Below are 8,067 nucleotides of genomic sequence, written 5' to 3'. Positions count from 1 at the left end.
CAAGCTCCCTCGCCACAATGGATCGGCGTCTACAGGGGGTGTTGTTCCTTGTAGGCTTTCAGCGCCTTGAGCCGTTCGCGCTTGAGCGCTTCGCCCAGTTCCGGGCCTTTGAAGCCTTGCTCCAGCAGTGGCGCTACCGCTACTTCGCGCGCAGCCTTGGCTGCGCCGCGCAAATAATCGGCCTGTGGATAACTGCGTTGTTCGAAACCCTTGCGGCCCCGGGCGTCCATTTCACAGGCGACCACAAACTCTTCAAAGCGCTGCGGGCGACGGTACACGTCAAAACTCTGCAACAACTCCAGCAATGTCGAGGCTTTCAGCTCCAGCGCGCGGTGGCCGTGGGTGTGATATTGGCAAACCAGCAGCGCCAACTCCTGGCAATCCCTCGGGACTTTGAAGCGTTCGTTGACCGCCTTGACCAGCTTCAAACCGGTGTGTTCGTGGGCAATATGCTGCGGCAACTTATCCACAGGCGTCAGGCCTTTGCCCAGGTCATGCAGCAGGCAGGCCCAGCGCACGGTCAGCGGCTGTTTGTGCAAGGCGGCCTGTTCCAGCACGCTCAAGGTATGCACGCCGGTATCGATTTCGGGGTGATGGGTCGCAGGTTGCGGCACGCCGAAGAGCGCATCCACTTCCGGCATCAAGGTTTTCAGCGCATTGCAATCCCGTAGGACCTGGATGAAGACCTGGGGCTGATCTTCCATCAGTGCGCGGGAGATTTCTTTCCAGCTGCGCTCCGGGGTCAGGGCTTCCAGTTCGTTGGATTCGCTGAGTTGGCGCATCAGCTCCAGGGTTGGCGGCGCAATGGTGAAACCCAGGTTGGCGTAGCGTGCAGCGAAGCGGGCAACGCGCAGGACTCGCAGTGGATCTTCGGCGAACGCGGGGGAAACATGACGTAAAACGCGCGCTTCGAGATCAAGCTGGCCGTCGTAAGGATCGGTCACATTGCCATCGTCGTCTTCTGCCATGGCATTGATGGTCAGGTCGCGGCGGATCAGGTCTTCTTCCAGGGTGACGTCAGGGCTGGCGTGGAAAACAAAGCCGCCGTAACCCCGGCCGTTCTTGCGTTCGGTGCGGGCGAGGGCGTACTCGTCGCCGTTTTTCGGGTCGAGGAACACCGGGAAGTCCGAGCCTACCGGTTTATAGCCCAAGGCAAGCATCTCTTCGGCCGTGGCGCCGACCACAACACGGTCAATGTCGGTGACCGGGATGCCCAGCAGGCGATCGCGTACCGCCCCGCCGACTTTGTAGATTTTCATGAAAAAGCCTCCATTAGCCCCACAGGATACCGCCTGTGCCTGGCCAATGGAGGCTTTGCGGTTTTAGAGGTGAACGACGGCCAGGTCCAGGCGGCCGTAGTCGTTGTCGTTGTGATCGGTGCGCGGTGGCACATGATGGGTCTTCATCACCTGATCGCCCTGCAGCGTTTCCAGGTGAATGTCGAAGCCCCAGAGCCGATGCAGGTGCTTGAGCACTTCGTCGGTGGATTCGCCCAGGGGTTTGCGGTCGTGTTGCTGGTGACGGAGGGTCAGCGAGCGGTCGCCGCGCACGTCGATGCTGTAGATCTGCACGTTGGGCTCGCGGTTGCCCAGGTTGTATTGCGCCGCCAGGGTTTCACGGATGGTGCGGTAGCCGGGTTCGTCGTGGATGGCAGGTACTACCAGGTCGTCCTTGAGGTCGTCGTCGAGGATGCTGAACAGCTTGAGGTCGCGAATCACCTGGGGTGACAAGTATTGCAGGATGAAACTCTCATCCTTGAAGCTGCTCATGGCGAACTTGATCGTGGACAGCCAATCGGTGCCGGCGATTTCCGGGAACCAGCGGCGGTCCTCTTCGGTGGGGTGTTCGCACATGCGCCGGATATCACGGTACATGGCAAAACCCAGGGCGTAGGGGTTGATGCCGCTGTAATACGGGCTGTCGAAGCCGGGTTGGAATACCACGCTGGTGTGGGAAGTAAGGAACTCCATCATGAAGCCGTCGGTGACCAGGCCTTCGTCATACAGGTCGTTCATCAGCGTGTAGTGCCAGAACGTTGCCCAGCCTTCGTTCATCACCTGGGTTTGGCGTTGTGGATAAAAGTACTGGGCGATCTTGCGCACAATGCGCACGATTTCCCGCTGCCAGGGTTCCAGCAGCGGCGCGTGTTTTTCCAGGAAATACAGGATGTTTTCCTGAGGTTCGGCGGGGAAGCGTGCATTGTCCTTGTCGCTGTTCTTGCCGGTCTTTTTCGGAATGGTGCGCCACAGGTCGTTGATCTGCTTTTGCAGGTGCTCCTCGCGCTCCTTCTGGCGCAGGCGTTCTTCCTCGGCAGAAATCGGGTACGGGCGTTTGTAGCGGTCCACGCCGTAGTTCATCAGCGCATGGCAGGAGTCGAGCAGGTCCTCCACGGCGTCGATGCCGTGGCGTTCCTCGCATTGCATGATGTACTGCTTGGCGAACACCAGGTAGTCGATGATCGAGCTGGCGTCAGTCCAGGTGCGGAACAGGTAGTTGCCCTTGAAGAAGCTGTTGTGCCCGTAGCAGGCATGGGCCACCACCAGTGCCTGCATGCAGATGGTGTTTTCTTCCATCAGGTAGGCGATGCACGGGTCCGAGTTGATGACGATCTCGTAGGCCAGGCCCATCTGCCCGCGGCTGTAGGACTTCTCGGTGCTGAGGAAGTGTTTGCCGTAGGACCAATGGTGATAGCCCAGGGGCATGCCGACCGAGGCATAGGCATCCATCATCTGTTCGGCGGTGATCACTTCGATCTGGTTGGGGTAGGTGTCCAGGGCATAACCCGCCGCAATACGGCTGATTTCCCGGTCATAGGCCTGGATCAGTTCAAAGGTCCACTCGGAACCCGTGGAAATGGGTTGGCGTCTTTGCTCTTTTTTGGCGGTCATGTCACTAACCTGCGCTGGAAGAGTTCACGGAAGACCGGGTAGATATCGCCGGCCGAGACCAATTGCTGCTGGGCGAACGTGTCGGCAAAGGCTTCGCCGATGCGCTCGTATTCGAACCACAGGGCCTGGTGCTCACGGGGGGTGATTTCAACGTAAGTGTAGTACTGCACGAACGGCATGATCTGGTTGATCAGGATGTCGCGGCAGATCGGCGAGTCGTCGTTCCAGTTGTCACCGTCCGAGGCCTGGGCGGCGTAGATGTTCCATTCGTTGGCCGGGTAGCGTTCGGCCATGATCTCCTGCATCAGCTTCAGCGCACTGGAAACAATGGTGCCGCCGGTTTCCCGCGAGTAGAAGAACTCCTCTTCGTCGACTTCCCGGGCGCTGGTGTGATGGCGGATGAACACCACGTCGATCTTGTCGTAGTTCCGCTTCAGGAACAGGTACAGCAAGATAAAGAAGCGCTTGGCGATGTCCTTGGTGGCCTGGGTCATGGAGCCGGAAACGTCCATCAGGCAGAACATCACCGCCTTGGAGCTGGGGTTGGGCTGCTTGACCAGCAAGTTGTATTTAAGGTCGAAGGTGTCGAGGAACGGCACGCGGTGGATGCGCGCGCTGAGTTTCTCGATTTCCGCCTCGATATCCTGGATATCGCCGAAGTTGTCCGGCTCTTCACGTTTCAGGCGGGCCAGTTCTTCCTTGGCTTCCTTCAATTTGGCGCGGCTGCTGCCAGACAGGGCGATACGCCGCGCATGTGCCGAGCGCAGGGTGCGGATGATGTTGATGCGCGACGGGTTGCCCTCGTTGCTGATCCCCGCGCGCACGGTCTTGAAGGTGTCGGTGCCGGTGAGGTTGCGCTTGACCAGGTTGGGCAGCTCCAGGTCTTCGAACATGAATTCGAGGAATTCCTCCTGGGTGATCTGGAACACGAACTCATCCATGCCCTCGCCGGAGTTGCCGGCCTTGCCCGGGCCTTTACCGCCGCCGCCACCTTGGGGGCGCTGGATATGCTCGCCGGTGGTGAACTCCTTGTTGCCCGGGTGTACCACCGTCTGTTTGCCGCCACGGCCGTGGTGCAGCACCGGTTCGTCGATGTCCCGTCCGGGAATGCTGATTTGTTCGCCATGTTCCATATCGGTGATGGAGCGGCGGCTGACGGCCTCTTCCACGGCCTTTTTGATGTGGTCACGGTAACGCCGCAGGAAACGCTGGCGGTTTACCGTGCTCTTGTTCTTGCCATTGAGGCGTCGGTCGATCACATAGCTCATGGGGAGCCCTCCGGGCAGCTTCACGTTACAAGCTTCAAACTGCGAGCTGGAAGCTTAAAGACAGGCGGTCAGTTGCCAGGCCCAAGGCCTGGCACTGCACGCGCGTCGCTGCCTTACTGCGATTTGCGAACCCGCAGGTACCACTCGGAGAGCAGCCGTACCTGTTTGTCGGTGTAGCCGCGTTCGACCATGCGTGTGACGAAGTCGTTGTGTTTTTGCTGGTCCTCCTTGCTGGCCTTGGCGTTGAAGCTGATGACCGGCAACAGATCCTCGGTGTTGGAGAACATTTTCTTCTCGATGACCACCCGCAGCTTCTCGTAGCTGAGCCAGGTCGGGTTCTTGCCGTTGTTGTTGGCCCGGGCACGCAGCACGAAGTTGACGATTTCGTTGCGGAAATCTTTCGGGTTGCTTATACCGGCCGGTTTCTCGATTTTCTCCAGTTCCTCGTTGAGGGCTACGCGGTTGAGAATCTCGCCGGTTTCCGGGTCGCGGTATTCCTGGTCCTGGATCCAGAAGTCGGCGTACAGCACGTAGCGGTCGAAGATGTTCTGGCCGTACTCGCTGTAGGACTCCAGGTACGCGGTCTGGATTTCTTTGCCGATGAACTCGATGTAGCGCGGTGCCAGGTATTCCTTGAGGAAGCGCAGGTAGCGTTCGCGGGTCTCGGCCTGGAATTGCTCCTGTTCGATCTGCTGTTCCAGCACATAGAGCAGGTGCACCGGGTTGGCGGCGATCTCGTGGGGGTCGAAGTTGAAGACCTTGGACAGGATCTTGAAGGCAAAACGCGTGGACAGGCCGTTCATGCCCTCGTCTACGCCGGCCGTGTCGCGGTATTCCTGGATCGACTTGGCCTTGGGGTCGGTGTCCTTGAGGTTTTCGCCGTCGTACACGCGCATCTTCGAGTAGATGTTCGAGTTTTCCGGCTCCTTGAGGCGCGACAGCACGGTGAACTGGGCGAGCATCTTCAGGGTGTCGGGTGCGCAGTGCGCCTTGGCCAGGGAGCTGTTGAACAGCAGCTTGTCGTAGATCTTGATTTCATCGCTGACCCGCAGGCAGTACGGCACTTTGACGATATAGATCCGGTCGATGAAGGCTTCGTTGTTCTTGTTGTTGCGGAAGGTGTGCCATTCCGATTCGTTGGAGTGGGCTAGCAGGATGCCGGTGAACGGAATCGCGCCCAGGCCTTCGGTACTGTTGTAGTTGCCTTCCTGGGTGGCGGTCAGCAGTGGGTGCAGCACCTTGATCGGTGCCTTGAACATTTCCACGAACTCCATCAGGCCCTGGTTGGCCCGGCACAGCGCGCCGGAGTAGCTGTAGGCGTCGGCGTCGTTCTGCGGAAATTCTTCGAGCTTGCGGATATCGACCTTGCCCACCAGCGCCGAGATGTCCTGATTGTTTTCGTCCCCCGGTTCGGTCTTGGCCACGCCGATCTGGTTGAGGATCGATGGGTAGAGCTTGACCACGCGGAACTGGCTGATGTCACCGCCGAACTCGGCCAGGCGCTTGGTGGCCCAGGGCGACATGATGGTGTTGAGGTAGCGGCGTGGAATGCCGAAATCTTCTTCGAGGATCGCGCCATCTTCGGTGGCGTTGAACAGGCCCAGGGGCGACTCGAAGACCGGCGAGCCCTTGATCGCGTAGAAGGGCACCTTCTCGATCAGTTGTTTGAGCTTTTCGGCCAGGGACGATTTACCGCCACCGACGGGGCCGAGCAGGTAGAGGATCTGTTTCTTCTCTTCCAGGCCTTGGGCGGCATGGCGGAAGTAGGAGACGATCTGGTCGATGCATTCTTCCATGCCATGGAAGTCTTCAAAGGCCGGATAGCGGCGGATCACCTTGTTGGAAAAAATCCGCGACAGGCGCGAGTTGTTGGAGGTGTCTACCAGCTCCGGCTCGCCAATCGCCAGCAGCAGGCGTTCGGCGGCAGACGCATAGGTACTGCGGTCCTTTTTGCACAGCTCAAGGTACTCCTGCAGAGTGAGTTCTTCTTGCTGTGTGGACTCGAAGCGTTGTTGGAAGTGGCTAAAAATACTCATGACGTCGTCACCTCGCTCGATACGTGGAGCCGACGCCGGATCAATCAGTCGATGCTGGCAGTCATTGACGATCGCCAATGGCCGTTTTCCCCCCAGAACACCCTGAAACGCTACCGATGACCCGCACGCCGGTGTACCGGCTCTCCCCTGATTCGGATGGCCTGCGCTTAAGGATAGTTCGGAATCGGGGAGGTCAAGGCGCGATGCGTAATTAGTTTGGCTGCGCCGTTCGTCAGAAACGGCGCGAGGCCAAGCGTCACGCGGGGTAGCGGGGTTTGAAAAAAATTATTGCGAATCGCCCGAGGCAATTTCCGCAGGAAACGTCGTACGCCACAGCTCAAAGCCACCGTCCAGGCTATAGACGTCGGAGAAGCCCTGGCTTATCAGGTAGGCGGCTGCGCTCTGGCTGGAGTTGCCGTGGTAGCAGGCCACGATCACCGGCGCATCGAGGTCGGCTGCGCGGATGAAGTCGGCGATGTTGACGTTGTCGAGGTGTTGCGCGCCGGTGATGTGAGCCGCCACGTAGGTAGGCTGATCGCGGATGTCGACGACCACTGCGCCTTGCCCGCGCAGGGCCTGGGCTTGTTCGGGGGAGATGCGTTTGAATTCGCTCATGGAGGCTCCTAGGGCTTGGCGGCCGGCAGGGTAACGGAAAGGGGGGATTCGCACTGGCAGCGGTGGTGCTCGCCGGTGTCGATGTTCATCAGGGTCATGGCGCCGCCCCACACGCAGCCGGTGTCGAGGGCGAACACGCCGGGTTCATTGCACTTGCCTTCGAGGGCTGCCCAGTGGCCAAAGATGATCTTTGTGTCACGGGTCTTGCGCTCTTTGTGGGCGAACCAGGGTTTGTAGCCGGGCAGTGCGGTATCGGCACCTTCCTTGCTCTTGAGGTCCAGTTTGCCTTCGGCGGTGCAGAAGCGCATGCGGGTGAAGTAGTTGGTGATTACGCGCAGGCGAGTGACGCCCTTGAGGTCGTTGTCCCACTTCACCGGCTCGTTGCCGTACATGCCGTCGAGGTAGGCGGTGTACAGGCTGTCATCGGCCATGGCGGCTTCGACTTCGGCGGCGCACTTGAGGGCTTTTTTCAAGGTCCATTGGGGCGGGATGCCCGCATGGACCAAGGCCATGTTGCGGGCCTCGTCGTAGTGCATGATCTTCTGGCGGCGCAGCCAGTCGAGCAAGTCGGCACGGTCCGGTGCTTCGAGGATTTCCCGCAGGGTGTCGCCCTTTTTCAGGCGCTCGATGTTCTTGGCGGCGGCCAGCAGATGCAGGTCGTGGTTGCCCAGCACACACACCAGGGCATCGCGCAGGCTATATAAGTAGCGCAAGGTTTCCAGGGATTGGGGGCCGCGGTTGACCAGGTCACCGACCAGCCACAGGCGGTCGCGTGTTGGATCGAAGGACACGCGTTCAAGCAGGCACTTGAGCGGTTCCAGGCAGCCTTGCAGGTCGCCGACCGCGTACGTCGCCATCAGTGCAGGGCTCCCGGCACGGCGAGGCGGAAGGGCGCGATGATGGCGTCGAACAACTGGCCGTCGGTGGCTTTCATCTGATACGTGCCTTGCATGGTGCCGACCTTGGAGGTCATTACCGTGCCGCTGCTGTAAGTGTGGCTGGCTCCGCAATCAATCAACGGCTGCTGGCCAACCACGCCCGCACCGCGCACTTCTTCGACCTGGCCGTCGCCGTCGGTGATCACCCAGTGGCGCGACAGCAGCTTGGCCGGCACCAGCCCGTTGTTTTTCACCGTGATGGTGTAGGCAAAGGCGAAGCGGTTGTGTTCGGGTTGCGATTGGTCCGCCAGGAAGCGGGTGACGACGCTGACGTCGATCTGGTAGCGAGGATCGGACATGCAAGAGGCCTTAAAAGCAAAAG

The 8,067-nt window shown here is 59.8% G+C and carries 7 protein-coding genes; all 7 read right to left on the bottom strand.

Translation table 11 applies throughout. The features are described from left to right. Positions 1-29: 29 nt before the first annotated feature. Positions 30-1,259 (bottom strand): multifunctional CCA addition/repair protein, encoded by a 1,230-nt coding sequence (locus DBR46_RS28035; protein ID WP_124529359.1) that lies wholly within the window; start codon positions 1,257-1,259, stop codon positions 30-32. A gap of 63 nt (positions 1,260-1,322) precedes the next feature. Beyond that, the gene (locus DBR46_RS28030) at positions 1,323-2,888 is read right to left on the bottom strand and encodes a SpoVR family protein (protein ID WP_124529357.1); all 1,566 of its coding nucleotides are present in this window, start codon (positions 2,886-2,888) and stop codon (positions 1,323-1,325) included. Next, a complete protein-coding gene (locus DBR46_RS28025) occupies positions 2,885-4,156 on the bottom strand; it encodes a YeaH/YhbH family protein (RefSeq protein WP_017739509.1) in 1,272 nt (423 codons plus the stop codon). Before DBR46_RS28025 ends, DBR46_RS28030 begins: the two co-directional genes overlap by 4 nt. A gap of 113 nt (positions 4,157-4,269) precedes the next feature. After that, complete coding sequence (locus DBR46_RS28020; RefSeq protein ID WP_017739508.1) at positions 4,270-6,192, bottom strand: PrkA family serine protein kinase; 1,923 nt, start codon at positions 6,190-6,192, stop codon at positions 4,270-4,272. A 285-nt stretch (positions 6,193-6,477) separates the two neighbouring features. Beyond that, on the bottom strand, positions 6,478-6,807 hold the full coding sequence (gene glpE, locus DBR46_RS28015) for a thiosulfate sulfurtransferase GlpE (RefSeq protein WP_124529355.1): 330 nt from the start codon (positions 6,805-6,807) through the stop codon (positions 6,478-6,480). Positions 6,808-6,815: 8 nt separating this feature from the next. After that, positions 6,816-7,664, bottom strand: coding sequence for a symmetrical bis(5'-nucleosyl)-tetraphosphatase (locus DBR46_RS28010; protein WP_124529353.1), 849 nt, complete (start codon positions 7,662-7,664; stop codon positions 6,816-6,818). Continuing rightward, positions 7,664-8,044 (bottom strand): Co2+/Mg2+ efflux protein ApaG, encoded by a 381-nt coding sequence (gene apaG / locus DBR46_RS28005; RefSeq protein WP_124529351.1) that lies wholly within the window; start codon positions 8,042-8,044, stop codon positions 7,664-7,666. Before apaG ends, DBR46_RS28010 begins: the two co-directional genes overlap by 1 nt. Positions 8,045-8,067 lie beyond the last annotated feature (23 nt).

Origin of the sequence: Pseudomonas sp. KBW05 (assembly GCF_003852405.1) — a bacterium.
In the GTDB taxonomy this organism is placed as follows: domain Bacteria; phylum Pseudomonadota; class Gammaproteobacteria; order Pseudomonadales; family Pseudomonadaceae; genus Aquipseudomonas.
This window is presented reverse-complemented; position numbering and strand designations above follow the sequence as displayed.

Coding starts and splice junctions, on each gene's coding strand:
- glpE (WP_124529355.1), bottom strand. CDS start 6,807: ATGAGCGAATTCAAACGCATCTCCCCCGAACAAGCCCAGGCCCTGCGC.
- apaG (WP_124529351.1), bottom strand. CDS start 8,044: ATGTCCGATCCTCGCTACCAGATCGACGTCAGCGTCGTCACCCGCTTC.
- DBR46_RS28030 (WP_124529357.1), bottom strand. CDS start 2,888: ATGACCGCCAAAAAAGAGCAAAGACGCCAACCCATTTCCACGGGTTCC.
- DBR46_RS28020 (WP_017739508.1), bottom strand. CDS start 6,192: ATGAGTATTTTTAGCCACTTCCAACAACGCTTCGAGTCCACACAGCAA.
- DBR46_RS28035 (WP_124529359.1), bottom strand. CDS start 1,259: ATGAAAATCTACAAAGTCGGCGGGGCGGTACGCGATCGCCTGCTGGGC.
- DBR46_RS28025 (WP_017739509.1), bottom strand. CDS start 4,156: ATGAGCTATGTGATCGACCGACGCCTCAATGGCAAGAACAAGAGCACG.
- DBR46_RS28010 (WP_124529353.1), bottom strand. CDS start 7,664: ATGGCGACGTACGCGGTCGGCGACCTGCAAGGCTGCCTGGAACCGCTC.